The 21,447-nt window shown below is 52.2% G+C and carries 17 protein-coding genes; 16 read left to right on the top strand and 1 reads right to left on the bottom strand.

Annotated features, from left to right (window positions below):
- Window positions 1-94 precede the first annotated feature (94 nt).
- From mce to dnaE, 6 genes are all read left to right on the top strand, one after another.
- Window positions 95-499 (top strand): methylmalonyl-CoA epimerase, encoded by a 405-nt coding sequence (gene mce, locus PJE062_RS01705; protein ID WP_008547081.1) that lies wholly within the window; start codon window positions 95-97, stop codon window positions 497-499.
- A gap of 148 nt (window positions 500-647) precedes the next feature.
- Complete coding sequence (locus PJE062_RS01710) at window positions 648-926, top strand: DUF1467 family protein (RefSeq protein WP_008546849.1); 279 nt, start codon at window positions 648-650, stop codon at window positions 924-926.
- 683 nt (window positions 927-1,609) lie between these two features.
- On the top strand, window positions 1,610-2,935 hold the full coding sequence (proS, locus tag PJE062_RS01715; RefSeq protein WP_008546558.1) for a proline--tRNA ligase: 1,326 nt from the start codon (window positions 1,610-1,612) through the stop codon (window positions 2,933-2,935).
- 224 nt (window positions 2,936-3,159) lie between these two features.
- Window positions 3,160-4,383 (top strand): lipoprotein-releasing ABC transporter permease subunit, encoded by a 1,224-nt coding sequence (locus PJE062_RS01720; RefSeq protein WP_008546568.1) that lies wholly within the window; start codon window positions 3,160-3,162, stop codon window positions 4,381-4,383.
- A complete protein-coding gene (locus PJE062_RS01725; RefSeq protein ID WP_008546597.1) occupies window positions 4,380-5,114 on the top strand; it encodes an ABC transporter ATP-binding protein in 735 nt (244 codons plus the stop codon). The genes PJE062_RS01720 and PJE062_RS01725 overlap by 4 nt, the downstream gene beginning before the upstream one ends.
- A 574-nt stretch (window positions 5,115-5,688) precedes the next feature.
- A complete protein-coding gene (dnaE, locus tag PJE062_RS01730; RefSeq protein WP_008546382.1) occupies window positions 5,689-9,123 on the top strand; it encodes a DNA polymerase III subunit alpha in 3,435 nt (1,144 codons plus the stop codon).
- Window positions 9,124-9,228: 105 nt separating this feature from the next.
- Here dnaE and PJE062_RS01735 read toward each other — a convergent pair whose 3' ends face one another.
- On the bottom strand, window positions 9,229-9,915 hold the full coding sequence (locus PJE062_RS01735; protein WP_008546493.1) for a hypothetical protein: 687 nt from the start codon (window positions 9,913-9,915) through the stop codon (window positions 9,229-9,231).
- Window positions 9,916-10,273: 358 nt separating this feature from the next.
- On the opposite strand from PJE062_RS01735, the gene rpsB reads away from it, so the two are divergent.
- The 10 genes from rpsB (at window position 10,274) to lpxD (ending at window position 21,408) form a co-directional block, all read left to right on the top strand.
- Entirely contained in the window at window positions 10,274-11,071 is a 798-nt protein-coding gene (gene rpsB, locus PJE062_RS01740; protein ID WP_014285935.1) for a 30S ribosomal protein S2, read from the top strand.
- A 168-nt stretch (window positions 11,072-11,239) separates the two neighbouring features.
- Window positions 11,240-12,163 carry a translation elongation factor Ts gene (tsf, locus tag PJE062_RS01745; RefSeq protein ID WP_008546834.1) on the top strand — a complete coding sequence of 308 codons (924 nt, stop codon included), beginning with the start codon at window positions 11,240-11,242 and terminating at the stop codon, window positions 12,161-12,163.
- A gap of 64 nt (window positions 12,164-12,227) precedes the next feature.
- A complete protein-coding gene (gene pyrH / locus PJE062_RS01750; protein ID WP_008546436.1) occupies window positions 12,228-12,947 on the top strand; it encodes a UMP kinase in 720 nt (239 codons plus the stop codon).
- Window positions 12,948-13,044: 97 nt separating this feature from the next.
- Window positions 13,045-13,602, top strand: coding sequence for a ribosome recycling factor (frr, locus tag PJE062_RS01755; RefSeq protein ID WP_008546529.1), 558 nt, complete (start codon window positions 13,045-13,047; stop codon window positions 13,600-13,602).
- A gap of 23 nt (window positions 13,603-13,625) precedes the next feature.
- Window positions 13,626-14,399: an isoprenyl transferase gene (locus PJE062_RS01760; protein WP_008546902.1), complete on the top strand. Its 774-nt coding sequence runs from the start codon at window positions 13,626-13,628 to the stop codon at window positions 14,397-14,399.
- On the top strand, window positions 14,399-15,289 hold the full coding sequence (locus PJE062_RS01765; RefSeq protein ID WP_008546463.1) for a phosphatidate cytidylyltransferase: 891 nt from the start codon (window positions 14,399-14,401) through the stop codon (window positions 15,287-15,289). Before PJE062_RS01760 ends, PJE062_RS01765 begins: the two co-directional genes overlap by 1 nt.
- A 55-nt stretch (window positions 15,290-15,344) precedes the next feature.
- The gene (gene dxr, locus PJE062_RS01770; RefSeq protein WP_008546639.1) at window positions 15,345-16,517 is read left to right on the top strand and encodes a 1-deoxy-D-xylulose-5-phosphate reductoisomerase; all 1,173 of its coding nucleotides are present in this window, start codon (window positions 15,345-15,347) and stop codon (window positions 16,515-16,517) included.
- 39 nt (window positions 16,518-16,556) lie between these two features.
- Window positions 16,557-17,693: an RIP metalloprotease RseP gene (gene rseP, locus PJE062_RS01775; protein WP_008547147.1), complete on the top strand. Its 1,137-nt coding sequence runs from the start codon at window positions 16,557-16,559 to the stop codon at window positions 17,691-17,693.
- Between the two features lie 201 nt (window positions 17,694-17,894).
- Window positions 17,895-20,276 carry an outer membrane protein assembly factor BamA gene (bamA, locus tag PJE062_RS01780; RefSeq protein WP_008547293.1) on the top strand — a complete coding sequence of 794 codons (2,382 nt, stop codon included), beginning with the start codon at window positions 17,895-17,897 and terminating at the stop codon, window positions 20,274-20,276.
- A 67-nt stretch (window positions 20,277-20,343) separates the two neighbouring features.
- The gene (gene lpxD / locus PJE062_RS01785) at window positions 20,344-21,408 is read left to right on the top strand and encodes a UDP-3-O-(3-hydroxymyristoyl)glucosamine N-acyltransferase (RefSeq protein ID WP_157039015.1); all 1,065 of its coding nucleotides are present in this window, start codon (window positions 20,344-20,346) and stop codon (window positions 21,406-21,408) included.
- The last annotated feature ends 39 nt before the right edge of the window (window positions 21,409-21,447 follow it).

A 21,447-nucleotide genomic window follows, 5' to 3' on the forward strand; every position in this document is an offset into this window, starting at 1 on the left:
GTGAGTGCATCATCTGCGGCCTTTGACTTTTGATCCAATGGACTTTGCGTGGGAAATCTGTTCCTTAGAGCAAAGAGTTATTGGGAGGACCGCCATGATTGGACGACTAAACCACGTTGCGATTGCTGTGTTGGATATGGAAGAGGCGCTGAAGGTGTACCGCGATACCCTTGGCGGCATTGTGTCTGACAAAGTTGCGCAGCCAGACCATGGCGTATCTACTGTGTTTGTTGAACTGCCAAACACCAAGATTGAGCTGCTGGAGCCGCTTGGCGAGAACTCTCCGATCAATAAGTTCCTGGAGCGCAATACTCAGGGCGGTATTCACCACATCTGCTATGAAGTGGATGACATCATTGCTGCGCGTGATCAGCTGGTGGCGAATGGTGCGCGTATTCTTGGTGATGGTGAGCCAAAGATCGGGGCGCACGGCAAGCCAGTTCTGTTCCTGCATCCAAAAGACTTCCTCGGCACACTGACCGAGTTGGAACAGGCTTAAGTTTGCTTTGAAAGACTTGTGGTTTGCGAAAACTGGAAGTCTTTCGGCCTGCGCCTATTTCTTGTAGGTAGAACTATCTAGTTAGCTGGTTGCTTTGTGATATAAGTGACCAGCCGCAGACACAACAAGAAACTCCTGGAGCAGATTTATGGCTACGCCGCTACTCGTTGCACTCTATTTCATGATGTGGTGGATTTTGTTTCTGGCCATTTTGCCGTTTGGGGTGCGCACGCAAGCGGAAGAGGGTGAAGTTATTCCCGGTACGACCGAGAGTGCTCCCAAAAACCCGCAGTTGCTGAAGAAGGTGATCATCAACACCATCGTCACGACTATCGTGTTTGCCGGGGTCTATTGGTTTCTTGAGTCTGGTCTTGGGGCTCAGCTGTTTCCACTGGTTGATCAGTTTATGGGCAATGCCCCGTCCTGATTTTGCTTTTGCACATCAAATGTGTGGCGCGAAATCAGAGAGTTACAGACATACCCCATCAAAACGAATGCTGAGCGATTCTACGGAATCGCTTTTTGCGTTTCAGGGGCCGGCCGATTTGTGCTGAGATGACTATAACGTTATGCGTGCAGGCGCTTTTGCGTGTTTGTGGTTTGCTTGCGGCTATGCTGAGTAGGTTTCACTGAGTGGAAATGGCGGAAAACCGCGAAAAAAAAGCAAGGCCGAAGCCTTGCTATTAGAACGAGTTCCGCGTCTAAATGTTCTCTTTGCACTTGCGTAGAGTGCCGGCTGCAACCATAACGGGCGCCCGAGAACCTTCCTCCCAAGACTAAAGATCGCGATACCTTGCAACACCGCTTAAGGGTGCTGTTTTTGTTGTTGGACAGACACTAGCGTAATCACAATTGTTTGTCATCATTTTGTATCAATTCGCCGCAATTTTTTGCTTGCCTAAAATTTTAGCTATAATTTTTGGGAAATCCTGTGCACTGCAGCAGCAAGGGTGGGCCAAAAGCCGCGTGCATGGGGAAATGTCTCTTAGAAAATTGGCATATAGCCATGTTGGCAGTTACAACGAGCGTTCTGCTTGCTAAGAAGGCATAGAAGAGAAGCTTGGTGGTGAACCTGAGCTTGCTAGCCTTAAAAACTGAAGAGTTAAACTAATGCGTTTGTCCCGATATTTCCTGCCTATTTTGAAGGAAACTCCGAAAGAAGCCGAGATTGTATCGCACCGCCTGATGTTGCGTGCTGGTATGATCCGTCAGCAGTCAGCCGGGATTTATGCATGGCTGCCGCTTGGCCACCGTGTGCTGAACAAGATTCAACGTATTGTTGAAGAAGAGCAGAACCGCTCAGGTGCGGTGCAGTTGCTCATGCCAACCATTCAGCCAGCTGATCTGTGGCGCGAAAGTGGCCGCTATGATGCGTATGGCAAAGAGATGCTGCGCATTGAGGACCGTCATGAGCGCGAAATGCTCTTTGGCCCAACCAACGAAGAGATGATCACAGATATCTTCCGTTCTTACGTGCGCTCCTACAAGGATCTACCGCTGAACCTTTATCACATTCAGTGGAAGTTCCGCGATGAAGTGCGTCCTCGTTTTGGTGTGATGCGTGGTCGTGAGTTCCTGATGAAGGACGCTTACTCTTTCGATCTGGACAAAGAGCGCTCAACCGAAGCGTATCGCCGTATGTTCGTGGCGTACCTGCGTACCTTCGCGCGCATGGGTCTGACAGCTATTCCTATGAAAGCGGACACTGGTCCAATCGGTGGTGATCTGTCTCACGAGTTCATCGTGCTGGCGTCTACCGGTGAGAGTGAAGTGTTCCTGGACAAGGACATTCTAGATCTGCCAATTCCAGGTGAAGACACCGACTTTGATGGTGATCTTTCCGGTATCATCGAGCAGTGGACCACTCCATACGCTGCGACTGACGAAATGTACGATGAAGCTGCGTTTGGTGCTGTTGCGGAAGACAAGAAAGTGTCTGCACGCGGTATTGAAGTTGGCCACATCTTCCACTTTGGCACCAAGTACTCCGAGCCAATGGGCGCGAAGGTGATGACCGCTGAAGGCAAGGAAGTGCCTGTTCAGATGGGTTCTTACGGCATCGGTGTTTCCCGTTTGCTGGGCGCGATCATTGAAGCTTGTCATGATGATGATGGCATTATCTGGCCGAAAGAAGTGGCACCGTTCCATGTTGGTCTGATCAACATGAAAGCCGGTTCTGAGTGTGATGAGGTTTGTGAGAGTGTTTATGCTGAGCTGGAAAAAGCTGGCATTGAGGTTCTTTATGATGACCGCAAGACCAGTGCAGGCCAGAAATTTGCAAGCATGGACCTGATTGGTCTGCCTTATCAGCTGGTTGTTGGCCCACGTGGTCTGAAGACTGGTGAAGTGGAAGTGAAAGACCGTGCAGCCGGTGATCGCGAAATGTTGACCCCGGAAGCGGCTGTCAACAAACTGATTTCTGCCTTAAAAGGTTGATATTAGTGAAGCTTGGGGTAACTCACTAGCTTCAATGGTATGCTAGGTGCCGGCGGCCTTTCCGCTGCCGGGCCTTTTTGCCAGAGCTTATGGCACTTGCTCTTCACGCTCCCTATATTCCACGGAGTAGTTGAACAGGCGGAAACGGAGAATAGTCTAGTATGACGGCAGAGATTCAGGCGGCTCATCCCGGAAAGAACCGGTGGTTTGCACCCTTTGAGTGGATGCTGGCAGGGCGTTATCTGCGCTCCAGACGCAAAGAAACTTTCATTTCTATTATTGCCGGTCTTTCCTTTTTGGGGATCACTTTGGGCGTTGCAACTCTGATTATCGTCATGGCGGTGATGAATGGGTTCCGTACAGAGCTGCTGACCAAAATTCTTGGCATTAACGGGCACGTGCTGGTTCAGCCGATTGATAGTCCGCTCAATGATTATCAGGAAACCTCCGTCAAGCTGGCTGGCATCGACGGTGTGGATTTTGCCATGCCGTTTGTTGAAGGACAGGCGATGATCTCCGGCCCGAGCGCTGATCTTGGCGCTTTGTTTCGCGGTGTTCACAAGTCTGATCTTGATAAGCTGGACCTTGTTTCCGGCAATGTTCTGCTTGGTACGCTGGAAGGCTTTGACGAGGGCGAGGGCATCGCGATTGGTTCCCGCCTTGCGCGCCAGCTTGGTGTGACGGTTGGGGATACGGTTCGTGTGATTACCCCGCGTGGCAGTATCACCCCGATGGGGATGACACCGCGTGTGAAGGGCTATCCTGTCTCCGCAATCTTCCAGATTGGCATGAGTGAATATGACGGCACCATCGCGTTTATGCCGTTCAACGAAGCGCAGCTTTACTTCAACAAAGAAGGTCTGGCGACTGGCATTGAGGTCTATGCAGACGACCCGGATGCTGTTGGTCCGCTGCGTCCTATGATTGAAGAGGAAGCCGGGCGGCCTGTGTTTGTTTCAGACTGGCGCCAGCGCAACATGACGTTCTTCTCTGCGCTTGAAGTTGAGCGCAACGTGATGTTCCTGATCCTGACGCTGATTGTTCTTGTGGCGGCTCTTAACATCATTTCCGGTATGACCATGCTGGTGAAAGACAAGGGCCGAGACATTGCAGTGCTGCGCACCATGGGGGCGACCCGCGGTGCCGTTATGCGGATTTTCATCATCACTGGTGCAAGCATTGGTACTATCGGCACGTTTGCTGGCTTCATTCTGGGTACGGTGGTGTGCTGGAACATTGAAAGCATTCGCCAGGCGATTTCCTGGCTGACCGCGACGGAGTTGTTCTCGCCTGAGCTCTACTTCCTTTCCAAGCTTCCGGCTGAGATGGATCCAGGCGAGACTGCGAGTGTTGTGATCATGGCTCTTGTGTTGAGCCTGCTTGCTACGATTTACCCTGCCTGGCGCGCAGCCCGGCTCGATCCTGTTGAGGCTTTGCGCTACGAATGATGAACAAACCAACAAAACCGGTTGCTGGTGTTTCGCTTGAAGGTGAAGAGCGTGTTCCTGTGCTCAGCCTGCAGAACGTGGTTCGCAGCTATGATGAAGGCAAGAGCAAGCTGGAGATTCTGAAGGGCGCGGATCTCAATCTCTATGAGGGGGAGATGGTTGCGCTAGTGGCGCCGTCTGGCGCCGGTAAATCCACGCTGATGCACCTTGCAGGCCTGCTGGAGAAGCCGCAGAGCGGTGAGGTGATGATTGGCGGGCGTGAGTGCTCCAAGCTCAATGATGATGCGCGCACTGCTATTCGCCGCACTGAAGTGGGGTTCGTCTATCAGTTCCACCAGTTGCTGCCTGAGTTCACCGCGCTGGAGAACATCGCTTTGCCGCAGATGATTTGCGGGCTGAAACGCAAGGATGCTGAAGAGCGGGCGTGTCAGTTGCTCTCCTATATGCGTCTTGCTGAGCGTGAGAGCCATCGTCCGGCAGAGCTTTCCGGTGGTGAGCAGCAGCGTGTTGCCATTGCCCGTGCAGTTGCCAATGCACCGCGTGTGCTGCTGGCAGATGAGCCGACAGGAAACCTTGATCCAAATACTTCTCAGTATGTGTTTGAGGCCCTGACCGCACTGGTCCGCGCTTCCGGTGTGGCGGCGCTGTTGGCGACGCACAATCTGGAACTGGCCAAGCAGATGGACCGCCGAATTACGCTTCGCGACGGTAAAGTGGTGGAGCTGCCTTAGGGCGCTTTCTGTGAAAGTCTGAGTAAGAATCAAATGCCAGCGATACGGTCGCTGGCATTTTGCGTTTTGAGGCTCTGTTCTCGTTTTGATGCCGTTGTTCTTGTGGCTCGAGTTCCTTTCCAGAGCGTGTGACCGCACGCCTTTTCTTCCAGCATTAACTTTGATCTAGTTCTCAACTCATTGAGTTGATGAGGGAATTGGCTTGCTCTGCTTTCACAGGACATATGCGTATACCACTCATTAACTATGAGTTTGACCCAGCCGAATTAGGGGTTGTGCAAATGAGAACAATGGTAGAACATAACAGATACAAACAGAGTTCAAATTGAGGGTGTTTGTTATGTCATTCGTACTTCGTGAAACAGCAGCATTCGGTTCTATTGTTCTTTTTGCAAGCAGCTGCCTGATGTGGGGTGATGCTCTGACACAGATGCTCCCGTAAGTTCCTTGGGAGTAGGCGTTGGGAAACTCGGGATAACCGGTGGTGCGATTTGCCAAGGAATTGCATTTTGCTTTTGGGTCCTCCAAATGAGGTGCTACTGTCGCGCACACCTTGCGAACCAAAAGGCTCAAGATGTCATCTCCAGGATTCGTCCATCTCCGTGTTCACTCAGCTTACTCTCTGCTTGAAGGGGCATTGCCTATCGGCAAGCTGATTGACCTTGCCTCCAAGGATGAGCAGCCCGCACTGGCGATCACGGACAGCGGCAACCTTTTTGGTGCGCTGGAGTTTTCTGAAAAAGCCTTTGGCGCCGGGATGCAACCGATCATCGGGTGTCAGGTCTCTGTCAACTTCGAAGATCAGCCCGATGTCTCTGGTGATGATGCGGTGAGCGATCTGGTACTGCTCGCTGCGAATGAGGAGGGCTACGAGAACCTGATGGATCTGGTGTCTCGTGCGTTCCTTGATACGGAGCCGGGGTTCAAGGCGAATGTTCCCATTTCGCGCGTGCTGAATAAATCAGGTGGCGTGATTGTTTTGACGGGTGCGAGTGAAGGGCCGATCAACTCTCAGCTTCGTGAAGGGCATGTTGACCTTGCCAAATCCCGTCTGGAGCTGTTGCAGAACACGTTTGGGGATCGCCTCTATGTGGAGCTGCAACGCCACAATATGAAGGGCGAGGAAGATGTTGAGCCTGAGCTCCTGAACCTTGCCTATGAATTGAATATTCCAATTGTCGCGACCAACGAAGCGTTCTTCCCGAACCCGGATGATTATGAAGCACACGATGCTCTGATCGCGATTTCTGAAGGTCGCGTTCTTGTTGAGACCGACCGACGCCAGCTGACACCGGAGCACTGTTTCAAGACCCGCGAACAGATGATGGAGCTGTTCTCCGATCTGCCGGAGGCGCTTGAGAACTCTGTTGTGATTGCGCAGCGCTGTCATTATCGCCCGTTGAAACGCGCGCCAATCCTGCCGCGCTTTGCCGGGGCAGATGCCGATGCTGAAGAAGCAGAACGGGCAGAGGCGGAAGAGCTGACCCGTCAGGCGAAAGAAGGCCTGCAGGCGCGTCTTGATGTGCATGGTCTGGCACCGGATCTGGAAGAGAAAGATTACTGGGACCGTCTGGACTACGAGCTGGGCATCATTATCCGCATGAAGTTCCCAGGCTACTTCCTGATCGTTGCGGACTTTATCAAGTGGGCGAAGAACGAAGATATTCCGGTGGGGCCGGGGCGTGGTTCCGGTGCGGGGTCGCTGGTTGCGTGGTCACTCACCATTACTGACCTTGACCCTATGCGGTTCTCGCTTCTGTTCGAACGCTTCCTGAACCCGGAACGTGTGTCCATGCCGGACTTTGATATCGACTTCTGCCAGAACCGGCGAGAAGAAGTGATCCGGTATGTGCAGCGCAAGTATGGCCGCGAGCAGGTGGCGCAGATCATTACCTACGGAACGCTGCAGGCCAAGGCGGTGCTGCGCGATGTGGGCCGTGTTCTACAGATGCCATATGGTCAGGTGGATCGCTTGAGTAAGCTGGTGCCTGGTAACCCGGCCAACCCATGTACTTTGCCTGAGGCGCTGGAGCAGGAGCCTCGGCTTCGTGAAGCTGCCAAGCAGGAAGAGGTTGTTGATCGTCTTTTGAAAATGGCGATGAAGCTGGAAGGTCTTTACCGTCACGCGTCTACTCACGCAGCGGGTGTGGTGATTGGCGACCGTCCACTGGAACAGCTGGTTCCGCTTTACCGAGATCCGCGCTCTGACATGCCGGTTGCCCAGTTCAACATGAAGTGGGTGGAAGCTGCCGGTTTGGTGAAGTTTGACTTCCTTGGCCTCAAAACGCTGACGGTGATTGATACGGCGGTTTCGCATATCAAGAAGCGCGGCATCGAAGTGAAGATTGAAGAGATCCCGATCGATGATCCGCTGACCTATAAGCTTCTGGCGGCGGGTGAGACCGTTGGTGTGTTCCAGCTGGAAAGTCAGGGCATGCGCCGCGCGATTGCGGGTATGCGGCCTGACCGCTTTGAAGATATCGTTGCGCTGGTGGCTCTGTATCGTCCGGGCCCGATGGACAACATTCCGATTTACAACGCCGTGAAACATGGCGAGCAGGAGCCTGATTATCTTCACCCGTTGCTGGAGCCGATCCTGACAGAGACGAACGGTATTATCGTTTATCAGGAGCAGGTGATGCAGATCGCGCAGGTGCTTTCTGGTTACTCTCTCGGTGAAGCGGATTTGCTGCGCCGTGCGATGGGTAAGAAGATCGCCTCTGAAATGGAGATCCAGCGTGCCCGCTTCGTTGAGGGTGCTGTTGAGCAGAAGGTGGATAAAGACCAGGCCGGTATGATTTACGACCTGGTGGCTAAGTTCGCGAACTACGGCTTTAACAAATCACACGCGGCTGCTTATGCGCTGGTGGCTTATCAGACGGCCTGGCTCAAAGCGAACTATCCGGTGGAGTTCCTGGCCGGTATCATGACGCTCGATCTTGGCAACACTGATAAGCTGAGTGACTTCCGTCAGGAAGCGATGCGTATGGGCATTGAGGTGGTGCCGCCGAACGTCAATAAATCCGGTGTGCACTTTGATGTGCAGGACGGCAAGATTGTTTACGCCATGGGCGCGATCAAAGGCGTGGGTGAGCAGGCTGTAGAGCATATCGTAGAGGTGCGCGGCGACGAACCATTCAAGGATCTGGCCGACTTTGCGACCCGCATCAGTCCGAAGGTTCTGAATAAGCGCACCATCGAAAACCTGATCTCTGCTGGTGCCTTTGATGAGCTCAATCCAAACCGCGCCCAGTTGCTGGATGGTCTTGATCGCATCATCGGCATGGCGCAGCGTACAGAAGAGAATAAGAATTCGGGGCAGAACGACTTCTTTGGCGGTGACAACGCTCCTGAGCCATTGATCCTTAATCCGACCGATCCATGGTTGCCGTCGGAGCGCTTGCAGAAAGAGCATGCTGCCGTTGGCTTCTATATCTCGGCACACCCGCTGGATGAATACCGTGAGCTCTTTACCAAATTGCGTGTGCAGCTTTGGAAGGACTTTGAGCGCTCGGTGAAGGCTGGTTCTTCCGCCGGGCGTCTGGCAGGCACGGTTACTGCCAAGCAGGAGCGCAAGACGCGCACCGGAAACCAGATGGGTATTGTGCGCATCTCGGACCCGACCGGGCAGTATGAAGCGGTGATGTTCTCCGAAACGCTGAACCAGTGCCGCGATCTTCTGGAGCCGGGGGCTTCTGTCGTACTGTTGGTGCAGGCGGATATGCGGGACGAGGAAGTCAGCGTTCGCATCTCGCAAGTGGAGCCGCTAGAGAAAGTGGCGGGCAGGGTGCATCGGACCCTTCGCATCTTCCTTGGCTCTGATGAGCCGATTGCGAGCCTGCAGCGTCAGTTGCGCCGCGGTGGGGATGGTGAAGTGAGCTGCGTTGTGCTGCTGGATGATGGTCAGCGTGAGGTGGAGGTCAAACTGCCGGGCAATTATCAGCTCTCCCCTCAGCTTTCGGGTGCGCTGAAAACGCTCCCCGGTGTGATGGACGTTCAGATGTCTTAGTCTGCATTGGCATTTGCACAAAAGAACCCCGCTGAAGATGTTCGGCGGGGTTTGTTATTTCAGGGCATGTTACGTTGATTGGTGGTCATGCCATTCACTTCTGTCTTAGAAGATTTTTTGGATGACTTGTTCAGCACAAGCGTAACCAAGGTTTCTGGCGAAGCGGTCTACGCTCTTTTGTCCTTTGCCTGCCAGATCAGATAGATCTGAATGATCAGTCACGTCGCAGGTGGATGCGGCGAGGATCTTGCCGTCTTTTGCTGAAACGAGAAGCGCGCGTCCGCGGTAACGGTAGGCGAGATCTGCGAACCAGCCTGCGCCTTCCATTATTGACTGATAGAAGACCGTTGATACATCCAGGTAATAGCCGGAGTAGCCGGTTTCTCTGGCAAGCTTGGTGAGGGCTTTTGCGCGTTGTTCCTCACTGATGGTTGGCTTGCTGTATGGGCCCTTGATCGTACCCTTAAAGCGGAACTTGTGGGTTTTCTGCAGATATTTGGTCAACCGTTCGCGCATGGCGGTTTGTGGGTCGTGCTTTGCTGCCGGAATGGAGGCCATCTCGCCATACGCGCCGGAGGCTGCATTCATGGCAGTTGTCACAACAACACCCAGAAGGCCATGCTGGATGCCATGGGTATTGATGTGGCTCTCTTTCACATGCCGGTTCTTGACGGGTTTTACCGCGGATTTGGAGATTGTCTTTGCATCAACGTCAGAAAGCTTGATGGTTTTGGCGCAGCCGCCCAGTGTCATAGCAATAAGTGCTGCTACGACGAGTTTCTTCAGTGCCATATTGAAATGTGTCCGAATTGAGTCTTTTTGTTGATGATTTGTTAACCATGAATTTTTCCAAAAACATAATATGTAATGCGCATACCCACAGTTTGGTTTCGCAACAGGTTGCTTTGGTTTGAGGGGTAAACTTTCTGGTTGCGAGAGCGCGGTGAGGGGGGATCTGATTTACTAAATCGGGCCTATATGTTGATCTTAAACCTTGAGTGCTTGATCTTCTTGAAAAGGGGTTCTATAAGCGCCCCATCCCGCACGCAGGGCGGGGTTTGTCCTTGTGGCGAGCTCCATCCGGTTAGAGAGTTGCACGGTTGTGCTGCCCTGCGGAGGATTAAACCGGAAAACTAAGGAGAATAAAGGCATGGCTTTGCCTGATTTTACCATGCGCCAGCTGCTTGAAGCAGGCGTACACTTTGGTCACCAGAAGCACCGCTGGAACCCAAAGATGAACAACTACATCTTCGGTGTTCGCAACAACATTCACATTCTTGATCTTGGTCAGACAGTTCCACTTCTGCACCAGGCTCTTAAAGCTGTGTCTGACACTGTTGCTGCTGGTGGTCGCGTGCTTTTGGTTGGTACCAAGCGCCAGGCTCAGGAAGCTGTTGCAGAAGCTGCTCGCAACTCTGCTCAGTACTACGTCAACGCTCGTTGGCTCGGCGGCATGCTGACCAACTGGAAGACGATCTCTCAGTCTATCCAGCGTCTGCGTAAGGTTGAAGAGCTGCTCGACGGTGGTGATGCAAACCGCATGACCAAAAAAGAGCGTCTGTTCCTTGACCGTGAGCGTCAGAAGCTTGAGCGCAACCTTGGTGGTATTAAAGACATGGGCGGTATTCCGGACCTGATCTTTGTTATCGACACCAACCGCGAAGCTAACGCAATTCAGGAAGCTCGTCGCCTGGGCATTCCAGTTGCTGCGATCCTGGATTCCAACTGTGATCCAGATGGCATCACTTACCCTGTTCCGGGTAACGATGATGCTGGTCGTGCAATTACCCTTTACACCGATCTGATCGCTCGCGCTGCTATTGACGGCATCGCACGCGCATCCGGTTCCATGGGTATCGATCTCGGCGAATCTGAAGAACTCCTTGAAGAGCCTGCACTTGCTGAAGAAGCTTCTGAAGAAGCTGCTGCTGACAAGAGCGAAGGCTAAGGTTTTCTCTCGGGAAGCGCATTTATGCGCTTCCCCTCCAGTTTTTATGTGATTGTTTGTGCGCATGCGCCGAACCGTCACAATCGCTATGCGATAAATCGGATAGATCCGTAGGGAAGTCGGTTTCCTCCGATTTTTTTAGACACACTCCCGTCCATGAGGCGTACGATGAGCATTACCGCTGCTATGGTGAAAGAGCTCCGCGAAACTAGCGGTGCTGGCATGATGGATTGTAAAGCTGCCCTGAAAGAAACAGGCGGCGACATGGAAGCTGCAGTTGATTGGCTGCGCACCAAAGGCCTTGCAAAGGCTGCTAAAAAAGCAGGCCGTGTTGCAGCTGAAGGTCTTGTTGCAGTTGCAGCTGAAGGCAGCAAAGCTGTTGTTGTTGAGGTTAACTCCGAAACAGACTTCGTTGCACGTAACGACAACTTCCAGAAACTGGTTCGTGACATTGCTGCGACCGCTCTTACCGTTGATGGCGACGTTGAGAAGCTGGCTGCTGCTCCTTACCCAGGCACAGACCGTACCGTTGAAGGCGAAATCAAGGAAGCTGTTGGCACCATCGGTGAAAACATGACCCTTCGTCGTTCTGCTGGTCTGTCTGTTTCCGAAGGTGTTGTTGCTTCTTACATGCACAACGCTGCTGGCGAAGGCCTCGGCAAGATCGGTGTTCTGGTTGGTCTTGAATCTGCAGGCGATGCAGACAAGCTGGCAGCGCTGGGCAAGCAGATCGCAATGCACGTTGCTGCGACCAACCCAATGGCACTGAACACTGACGAACTGGACCCAGAAGCAGTTGAGCGTGAGCGCACTGTTTACATGGAACAGGCTCGTGAGTCCGGTAAGCCTGAAAACATCATCGAAAAGATGGTTGAAGGTCGCCTGCGTAAGTTCTATGAAGAAGTTACACTGGTTAAGCAGTCTTTCGTTATCAACCCTGATCTGACTGTAGAGAAGGCCGTTGAAGAAGCAGCTAAAGAAATCGGTTCTCCAATCAAACTCACCGGCTTTGTTCGCATTGCCCTTGGTGAAGGTATTGAAAAAGAAGAAACAGATTTCGCAGCTGAAGTCGCTGCTGCTGCTGGTAAATAATTTATTGATGGCGTCGACTCAGTCGACGCCCTCTTTGTATTGGATGCATGAAAAGAGGTTTACTATGTCTGATGGTGTTCGCTGGAAACGAGTTCTTCTGAAACTTTCAGGGGAAGCGCTGATGGGCGACCAGGACTTTGGCATCGATCCAAAGGTGGTTGAACGGGTCGCAGCGGAAATTTCAGAGGCTGTAAACCTGGGTGCGCAGTTCGGCATCGTTGTTGGTGGTGGTAACATCTTCCGTGGTGTGGCTTTGGCAGCCAAAGGCGGAAACCGCGTCACCGGTGACCACATGGGTATGCTGGCGACAATCATGAACTCGCTCACGCTTGCCGATGCCCTGCGTCAGCGCGGTATTCAGGCGCGTGTGCTTTCTGCTGTTCCGGTTCCTTCCATTTGTGAGAGCTTTACTCAGCGCGGTGCAGAGCGTTACATGGAAGACGGGGACGTTATTCTGTTTGCTGGTGGTACGGGCAATCCGTTCTTTACCACTGATTCTGGTGCGGCGCTGCGCGCGGCAGAGATGCAGTGTGATGTGTTCCTTAAGGGCACCAGTGTTGATGGCGTTTATGACGCTGATCCTAAGCTGAAGCCTGATGCGAAGCGTTTTGAGACGCTTACACCAGGGGAAGTTCTTGAAAAGAACCTGAAAGTCATGGATGCGACCGCGATTGCACTTGCCCGAGACAACTCTATTCCTGTAGTTGTCTTTTCCATCAAGACCTCCGGCGCGCTTGTTAATGTGCTGCGCGGGCAGGGGCTATTTACGGTCATTGAAGACTGATCAACGTCAACTGGCGTTTTTAAAGTTAGAATTTGACCTGGGCCGGTTTTCAATTTTCGGAAGCCGGTCCGATAAATGATAGGTGAAAGAGGAAATTATGTCAGAGCTGGACTATGACGATCTTGACCGCCGCATGAATGGTGCGATCACAGCTTTGAAGCATGAATTTGCTGGTCTTCGTACTGGTCGTGCTTCTGCAAGTATGCTGGACACAATCAGTGTGGACGCTTATGGCGCTCCAATGCCGATCAACCAGGTCGCAACAGTAAGTGTTCCAGAGCCTCGCATGCTTTCTGTTCAGGTCTGGGACAAGTCCATGGTTGCTGCCACTGAAAAGGCAATCCGTGAATCCAGCCTTGGTCTGAACCCTGTTGTGGATGGTCAGATCCTGCGTCTGCCAATTCCTGAGCTTAATGAAGAGCGTCGTCAAGAACTCGTCAAAGTTGCGCATAAATATGCCGAGCAAGCAAAGATCGCTGCACGTCATGTTCGCCGTGATGGTATGGACACCATCAAAAAGCTCGAAAAAGCTGGTGAAATGAGCGAAGACGATGCGCGTTCTGCTTCTGACATGGTTCAGAAGATGACCGACGACATCATTGGCGAAGTCGATTCCGTACTTGCCAAAAAAGAACAGGAGATCAAGCAGGTTTAATCCTGTTTGAGAGCGGGGACTATATGACGGCGACTGTTGAATTTGAGGCAGTAGATACAAATTCCGACATCGGACTTTTGAGTGTGCCTCGTCACGTCGCCATCATCATGGATGGCAATGGGCGTTGGGCTCAGCGCCGTGGTCTTCCGCGTACTGAAGGGCATCGGCGCGGTGTGAAAACACTGCGCGAAGCCGTTAAACACGCACAAAAGCGCGGGATCTCCTACCTGACGCTGTTTAGTTTTTCCTCTGAGAACTGGTCGCGCCCGCAACAGGAAGTTTCCTTCCTGATGGCTCTGCTGCGCCGGTTTGTTTACGACGACCTTAAAGATCTGGTGAAAGCCAATGTGAAGGTTCGCGTTATCGGGTCCAAGGAAAATCTCGATAAATCCATGCTGACCCTGCTTAATGATGCGGAGCAGAAAACTGCGCATTGCACCGGGTTGGTTCTGGTGATTGCTTTTAACTACGGTGCGCGGGACGAATACGTCCGGGCTGCCCGTAAGCTGGCCGAACGCGTGGAAGCTGGTGAGTTGAAGGCTGCTGACATCGGGGAGGATGATGTCAGTGCTTGTCTGGATACCCATGAAATGCCGGATCCGGACCTCATTGTCCGCACGGGGGGAGAGCAGCGTCTTTCCAACTTCCTGTTGTGGCAGGCAGCATATGCCGAATTCTATTTCGCTCCTACGCCCTGGCCTGAGTTCGATTCAGGTGCTTTTGACGATGCTTTGCTGGCGTTCTCTAACCGCGACCGGCGGTACGGGGGTTTGAGCTCTGACGCGACTGGGACGTAATGCCTGATAAAAACAATCAGAACAATTCTGAAGGCGCCTCCGGAGGAATTATCCGGCGCGTACTTACTGCAAACCCTGATTTGCTGGTACGCGCTCTTTCCGCAGTTATTCTAGCTCCTGTCGCCTTGGCGCTGACATGGGCAGGTGGTTTCTGGTTTGCCGGTCTTGTGCTGGTTGGTATGCTGATTGTTTATTGGGAATGGTACAAGATCATTCTGCAAAACACCCAGCGCCCTGTTGTGCTGTTGGGTTACCTATTTCTTCTGTTTATTGGATTTGCCTATTTTCAGGCTCAGCCGCTCTGGATTGCCGGTGCGCTGATTGCTGGTGCTGTGGTGCTCTATAGCGCTGGCGGTTTCGACCGTATTTCGCGCTGGGTGAGTGAAGGCTTTGTTTATGCAGGCCTGACTTTTGTTTCGCTTCTGGCATTGCGGGAAGGGGATGAAGGACTGTTCTTCATCATTTACCTCTTCCTCGTGGTCTGGGGCACTGACATTGCAGCCTATGTCTGTGGTCGCAGCTTTGGTGGTCCTAAGCTCTGGCCTGCTGTTTCACCAAATAAGACCTGGAGCGGTGCGCTTGGCGGCGTTTTCTTCTCTTCCCTGCTGGGAATGGGTTTTGTTGCTGTTGTCGGTGGATCTCAACTGATTTGGGCGTTTGGTCTTGCAGTTGTGCTTTCTGCGGTCTCCCAGCTTGGTGATCTGTTTGAAAGCTCCATGAAACGTCGCTTTAAAGTCAAGGATTCCAGCCGTCTCATTCCGGGGCATGGTGGCCTGCTTGATCGTGTGGATGGTCTTGTTGCTGCTGCAGTGTTCTCCTATGTGATTGGTGTTGTGCTTGGCGGTCAGCTGTTTAATCCAAACGCTGGGTTGATGCTCTTTGCATCCTAAGGATGCCTGTTTGCAGCTTCATGTGCTGACTGTTTGATTTGCAAGGGTTGTTGATATGACAAAGTCCCTCTCAGTGTTGGGAGCAACCGGATCGGTTGGAGCCAGTACGCTCAAAGTTATCGCCCACAGCCCTGAGCGCTATGAGGTCAACGCACTTGTTGCGGGCCGGAATGTTGAGGCACTTGCCAAAGCGTGCCGCGAAACCAATGCAAAACGTGCTGTGATTGGCGATGCCAGCAAGTATGACGAACTGAAAGCCGCTCTGGCTGGTTCTGGTGTTGAGGTTTCTGCAGGCCGTGCAGCGGTGCTAGAGGCTGCAGGCCAGAAAGTTGATCTGCTTGTTTCTGCCATGGTTGGCGCTGCAGGGCTTGAGCCGACCGTTGAAGGCATCAAGGCTGGCAGCAATATTGCGCTGGCCAACAAAGAGACCATGGTTTGTGCGGGCACCATTGTGTGTGACCTGACTGAGAAGCACGGCTCCAAGCTGCTGCCAATGGACTCTGAGCATAATGCGATCTTTCAGGTGTTTGAGCAGGATGACCCTAAAGCCGTCGACAAGGTGATTGTGACTGCATCTGGTGGGCCGTTCCGTAAATCCACGCTGGACGAGATGCGGGTTGCTACGCCTGAGATGGCTTTGAAGCATCCTAACTGGTCCATGGGGCAGCGCATCACCATTGATAGTGCCTCCATGGTGAACAAGGGTTTGGAGCTGATTGAGGCTTTCCATTTGTTCCCGATTACGTCGGATCAGCTGGATGTGGTGGTCCATCCACAATCAATTGTCCATGGGATGGTTAGATATTGTGATGGGTCATTATTGGCCCATATGTCCGTTCCGGATATGTGTGGACCTATTGCTCACTGTCTGGCCTGGCCAACCCGAAAGACAGCTCCGGTTGCGGATCTTGATCTGGGGATGATCGGGCGTCTGGACTTTGAAAAGCCTGATTTAGAGCGTTTTCCTGCTCTTTCACTCGCACGGCGTGTGATGGAGATGGGTGACGGGGCAGGCACTGTTTTTAATGCAGCGGACGAAGTTGCCGTGGAAGCGTTTCTTGGACGGAAGATCGATTTCCTGCAGATATCAGAGCTTCTTGAGGATGTTCTGAATCGGCTTCATACGCAAAATATGCTAGATTGTTCGGATCAGCTGGAGGAGATTCTTCAGTTGGATCAGGTAGCGCGTCGAGTTGCAAACGAAGTTATTGGGAAGATGGCCGCCTAATCCGGCGCTTCCTTTAAAAAATAAGGTAAGGCTGTTCGCATGGACGTTCTGAGTTCAGTTCTTGGTGGTTCGCTCGGAGTCATCATCCCTTTCTTGGCTGTGCTTACCGTGGTCGTGTTTTTCCATGAGTTAGGGCATTTCCTCGTTGCGCGTTGGTGCGGCGTCAGGGTTCTTGCGTTTTCAGTCGGGTTTGGACCGGAGTTGTTTGGCCGTGATGACAAGCACGGTACGCGCTGGAAGGTTTGCGCCATCCCGCTGGGTGGCTATGTGAAGTTCTCCGGTGATGAGAATGCTGCAAGTGTTCCGGATCGCGATGAACAGGCCAGAATGGATGAAGAGACGCGCCGGACTGCATTCTTTGCAAAAAACCCGTGGCAGCGCTCCGCAATTGTGGCCGCAGGGCCTATTGCCAATTTTATCCTCGCTATTCTTATCTTTGCAGCAATGTTTGGATTTTTAGGAAAATACGAAACATTGCCGCGTGTGGATCAGGTGCGTCCGGGCAGTGCTGCCGAGATGGCTGGCATGATGCCAGGGGACCTGATTGTTGCCATTGATGGCAGCCCTGTAGAGAGCTTCAGCGATGTTCAGCGTCTCGTGACTGCGAGCGCAGGCGTTCCGATGGAAATCGATGTTGAGCGCGGTGATGCGATTGAACGATTGACGGCAACGCCGGAACTGCAGGAAATCAGTGATGGTTTTGGAAACACTCAGAAAGTTGGCATTCTGGGTATTCAGAGGAATACTTCCCAAGAAGATATCATAGTGAAGCGATTTGGCCCCGTGGAAGCCGTAGGTGAAGGGGTAAAAGAGACATGGTATATTCTAGACAGGACATTGGGTTATATTGGCGGTCTCTTCCTTGGTAAAGAAGATCCGGATCAACTGGGTGGTCCGATTCGCGTAGCGCAAATTTCAGGGCAAGTTGCGACCCATGGTATTTTACCGCTAATTAACCTTACCGCAGTTTTGTCAATTTCTATTGGTTTACTCAACCTCATGCCGGTTCCCATGCTGGATGGGGGGCACTTGCTGTACTACATCATCGAGATTGTAAGGGGGAAGCCGTTGAGTGAAAAACTGCAGGATTTCGGGTTCCGTATCGGAATCACTCTGGTTCTACTTCTAATGGTTTTTGCGACCTGGAATGATCTGCGGTCGATAATCGGCTCTTAGGTAAGTTGCGTAACCAAAGCCTGAGCAAAGGATTGGGCAAATTGCATTAAATCCGGTTGTGGCGCCTTGCTTTACTCTGAAAACCTTGTACAAAGTTCCTAGGTGTTTCAGATTCTATCCATTACCCTGAAGCGCATTAGTGATCTGAGGATCAGGGGACTAGTGCAACTTCAGGCTGAAAATAAAAGGCATAGCAGTTCTATGCAGTCATTTAAGAACCTGTCACGTGTGTCGCTTTTGGCAATGGCCGTTGCAGCTACTAGTACAGTTGCTCCGGTTGGGGTTCCGTTCATCGGAGCAGGGGTTGCCGAGGCCGCGGTGGTTAACAAGATTGTCGTCAACGGTGCTACCCGCATCGAAGATGAAACAGTTCGTAACTACCTGACTATCCGTCCAGGAAAATCGTTTTCTGCAATTGATATCGACGAGAGCCTGACCACGCTTTATGCGACCGGTCTGTTTGCTGATGTTTCCATTGAGCAGCGCGGCGGCACTCTTGTTGTTGATGTTAAAGAAAACCCAGTTATCGGCAAAATCTCCTTCGAAGGTAACAAGCGACTGACAGACCAGGCTCTGCAATCAGTTGTTCGTTCTTCCGAGCGTTCCATGCTGACACGGGCGCGTGTTCAGTCTGATGCTCAGAACCTTCTGGAAGCTTATCGTCGCTCCGGTCGCTATCGTGCGTCTGTTGAGCCGAAGATTATTGAGCGCGCTAATAACCGTGTGGACCTGGTTTTTGAAATCGAAGAAGGTGATAAAACTGGCGTTGCCCGTATTTCCTTCATTGGTAACAAAGCTTTCTCCGACGGCTACTTGCGTGAGCAAATCCAGACCCGTGAAAGTGGGTTCCTCGGCTGGTTGCGTACAACCGACGTTTATGATCCAGACCGCCTTGAGGTGGATCAGGAAGCTCTGCGTCAGTTCTACTACCAGAAGGGTTACGCTGACTTCCGCGTTGTTTCTGCCGTTGCAGATCTGGACCGTGAGCAGAACATCTTCTACGTGACTTTCACTGTTGATGAAGGTGAGCAGTACGAGTTCGGTGATATCGAAATCGATACCTCTCTATCCGCGATCGACCCAGAAGCTATGCGTCAGTATCTGCGTACGCAATCTGGCGATACTTACAACTCTCTCGAAGTTGAAAAGACGCTTGAAGCTCTGACGCTGGAAGTTTCCAAAGCAGGCTACGCGTTCGCTCAGGTTCGCCCTCGTGGTGAGCGTGATTACGAGAATAAGACTGTTTCGATCACTTACCTGATCGAAGAAGGTCCTCGTGTTTACATCGAGCGTATCAATGTTCGTGGTAACGACCGCACACGCGAATACGTAATCCGCCGCGAGTTTGATCTTGCTGAAGGTGATGCATATAACCGTATTCTGTTGGACAAGGCTGAACGTCGTCTGCGCAATACCCGCTATTTCGAAAATGTTCGCATTACCCGTCAGCAGGGCAGTGCTCCTGACCGTGTGATCATTAATGTGGATGTTGAAGAGCAGCCAACCGGTGAAGTTTCATTTGGTGTGGGTTACTCCACCTCTGATGGTGTGATCGGTGATATCTCCATCACCGAGCGCAACTTCCTTGGTCGTGGTCAGTACGTTAAAGCTGCTGTTGGTGGTGGTACCGATAACCAGAAGTATGAGTTCAAGTTTGTTGAGCCATTCTTCATGGGACGCCGTATCTCTGCAGGTCTGGATGTTTACCGTCGGGTATACAATCAGAATAGCTCTCGTGCATATGATGAGCAGACAACTGGTGGTGCGGTCAATTTTGGCCTTCCTCTTCGTGAAGACGAGTTGACGCTGAACTTGTTCTACAAGCTTTATCAGCGTGATCTGACACGTAGTGACTCCAATGGCATTAACGATTGTGCAGACGGTGTATCTTTGGGTGTCTGTGACTCTCTCGGCGAGTACACTACGTCTCTTGCCGGTTTCTCACTTGTTTACAACACATTGGACAACAACCTGAATCCGCGTGATGGGTATCTTGCTACTTATGAGCAAGAAGTTGCTGGTCTTGGTGGGCAGTCTCAGTATCTTCGCGGCCAGTTCAAAGCGAGCGCATTTGAAGAGCTTTATGCTGAATGGGGCCTTGTTGGTCTTGTGAAAGGCTCAGCTGGTTACATTGAGTCCATCGGTAATCGTCTACGTGTGACTGATCAGTTCCAGGGCTCACCTGATCGCATTCGTGGTTTTGCTACGAACGGTTACGGTCCTCGCGATGAGGTGGGTGGTGACGCTCTTGGTGGTAAATACTATGTAGCTGCTACCGTTGAAGGTCAGTTCCCATTCCCGGTCTTCCCGGAAGAGCTTGGTTTGTCAGGTGCTGTGTTTGCTGATGCAGGTTCCTTGTGGGGTGTTGATAGTGATCTTGCAAATGCGATCACAAACCCAGGTGGAAGCGCGACACCAGGCAAGATCCAGTCAGAGGACTTTGATCTTCGTGCGTCTGTCGGCTTTGGCGTGCTGTGGCAGTCTCCGTTTGGACCGCTGCGTGCTGACTTTGCTTGGCCTGTGCTCAAAAACGATGTTGATGAAACGCAGGTATTCAAGCTCAGCGGTGGTACACGCTTCTGATCCGCTTAAAATTTGAATATAATCGGTCGCCGAAACCCTCGGCGGCCGATTTTTTTTGTAGGACCCTATGACAGAACCATCAAATCAGTCTGAAATGAGCCCGGTTTTCTTCCCTGAAGCTCAAACAATAACAGTTAAGCAAGTTGCTGAATGGGCTGGAGCGGAGATTGTTCGTGGTGATCGTGAGCTGACCATTTCTGGTGTCGCTCCGCTGGATGAAGGCGTTCCCGGAACGCTTGTGTTCATCGATAACCCCAAGTATCTGGATCAGCTTGAAGACACCAAGGCAACTGCTTGTCTTGTGAGCAAAAAGCATTTGGATAAGGTTCCTGAGGGCGTTGTTCCGCTGCTTTCTAAGGAGCCGTATCGCTCGCTCGCGAAGGTTCTGGCAGAGCTTTACCCTGACGCTATGCGGCCACTTTCTGTAACCCGTGAGACTTCCATCAGTCCGCGTGCTTATGTTGAAGAAAGTGCAAAGCTGGGCGAAGGCGTTGTTGTTGAAGCAGGTGCTGTGATTGGTGCTGGTGTGGTGATTGGGGCCGGGTCTCGCATTGGTCCGAATGCTGTGATTGCTGCCAACTGTCAGTTAGGTGAGAACTGTTCCATCGGAGCAAGTGCCAGCCTGCAGCATTGTGTGCTTGGCGACCGTGTCATTATTCACCCAAACGTAAGCTTGGGGCAGGATGGCTTTGGCTTTGCGATGGGTCCAGGCGGACATATCAAGGTTCCCCAGCTGGGCCGAGTTGTGCTAGGAAATGATGTTGAAATTGGTGCTGGCTCCTGTATAGACCGCGGTGCGAACCGTGATACGACTGTGGGCGATGGAACCAAGATTGATAATCAGGTTCAGGTTGGCCACAACGTGAATATCGGCAAGCACTGTGTGATTGTTTCTCAAGTGGGGATCTCTGGAAGTTCGACCCTTGAGGATTATGTCGTTCTGGGTGGGCAGTCTGGTGTTTCCGGTCATGTTCGCATTGGAATGGGTGCTCAGGTTGCAGGTGTGAGCGCCGTACACGACGATCTGGCGCCAGGTGGGCGTTATGGTGGTGTTCCGGCGCGGCCGATCCGTGAGTGGTTCAAGGAAATGACCGTACTGCGTCGCCTGACGTCGCAGAGCGGCAAGAAATAACAGATTAGAACCGGGAGTTTCTCCCGATAGTTAACTGGG

The sequence above is a fragment of the Pseudovibrio sp. JE062 genome (assembly GCF_000156235.1).
Lineage (GTDB): Bacteria > Pseudomonadota > Alphaproteobacteria > Rhizobiales > Stappiaceae > Pseudovibrio.

Excerpts from the sequence above, each read along its gene's own strand:
- mce (WP_008547081.1), top strand. The coding sequence starts at position 95 with ATGATTGGACGACTAAACCACGTTGCGATTGCTGTGTTGGATATGGAA.
- PJE062_RS01710 (WP_008546849.1), top strand. The coding sequence starts at position 648 with ATGGCTACGCCGCTACTCGTTGCACTCTATTTCATGATGTGGTGGATT.
- proS (WP_008546558.1), top strand. The coding sequence starts at position 1,610 with ATGCGTTTGTCCCGATATTTCCTGCCTATTTTGAAGGAAACTCCGAAA.
- PJE062_RS01720 (WP_008546568.1), top strand. The coding sequence starts at position 3,160 with ATGCTGGCAGGGCGTTATCTGCGCTCCAGACGCAAAGAAACTTTCATT.
- PJE062_RS01725 (WP_008546597.1), top strand. The coding sequence starts at position 4,380 with ATGATGAACAAACCAACAAAACCGGTTGCTGGTGTTTCGCTTGAAGGT.
- dnaE (WP_008546382.1), top strand. The coding sequence starts at position 5,689 with ATGTCATCTCCAGGATTCGTCCATCTCCGTGTTCACTCAGCTTACTCT.
- PJE062_RS01735 (WP_008546493.1), bottom strand. The coding sequence starts at position 9,915 with ATGGCACTGAAGAAACTCGTCGTAGCAGCACTTATTGCTATGACACTG.
- rpsB (WP_014285935.1), top strand. The coding sequence starts at position 10,274 with ATGGCTTTGCCTGATTTTACCATGCGCCAGCTGCTTGAAGCAGGCGTA.
- tsf (WP_008546834.1), top strand. The coding sequence starts at position 11,240 with ATGAGCATTACCGCTGCTATGGTGAAAGAGCTCCGCGAAACTAGCGGT.
- pyrH (WP_008546436.1), top strand. The coding sequence starts at position 12,228 with ATGTCTGATGGTGTTCGCTGGAAACGAGTTCTTCTGAAACTTTCAGGG.
- frr (WP_008546529.1), top strand. The coding sequence starts at position 13,045 with ATGTCAGAGCTGGACTATGACGATCTTGACCGCCGCATGAATGGTGCG.
- PJE062_RS01760 (WP_008546902.1), top strand. The coding sequence starts at position 13,626 with ATGACGGCGACTGTTGAATTTGAGGCAGTAGATACAAATTCCGACATC.
- PJE062_RS01765 (WP_008546463.1), top strand. The coding sequence starts at position 14,399 with ATGCCTGATAAAAACAATCAGAACAATTCTGAAGGCGCCTCCGGAGGA.
- dxr (WP_008546639.1), top strand. The coding sequence starts at position 15,345 with ATGACAAAGTCCCTCTCAGTGTTGGGAGCAACCGGATCGGTTGGAGCC.
- rseP (WP_008547147.1), top strand. The coding sequence starts at position 16,557 with ATGGACGTTCTGAGTTCAGTTCTTGGTGGTTCGCTCGGAGTCATCATC.
- bamA (WP_008547293.1), top strand. The coding sequence starts at position 17,895 with ATGCAGTCATTTAAGAACCTGTCACGTGTGTCGCTTTTGGCAATGGCC.
- lpxD (WP_157039015.1), top strand. The coding sequence starts at position 20,344 with ATGACAGAACCATCAAATCAGTCTGAAATGAGCCCGGTTTTCTTCCCT.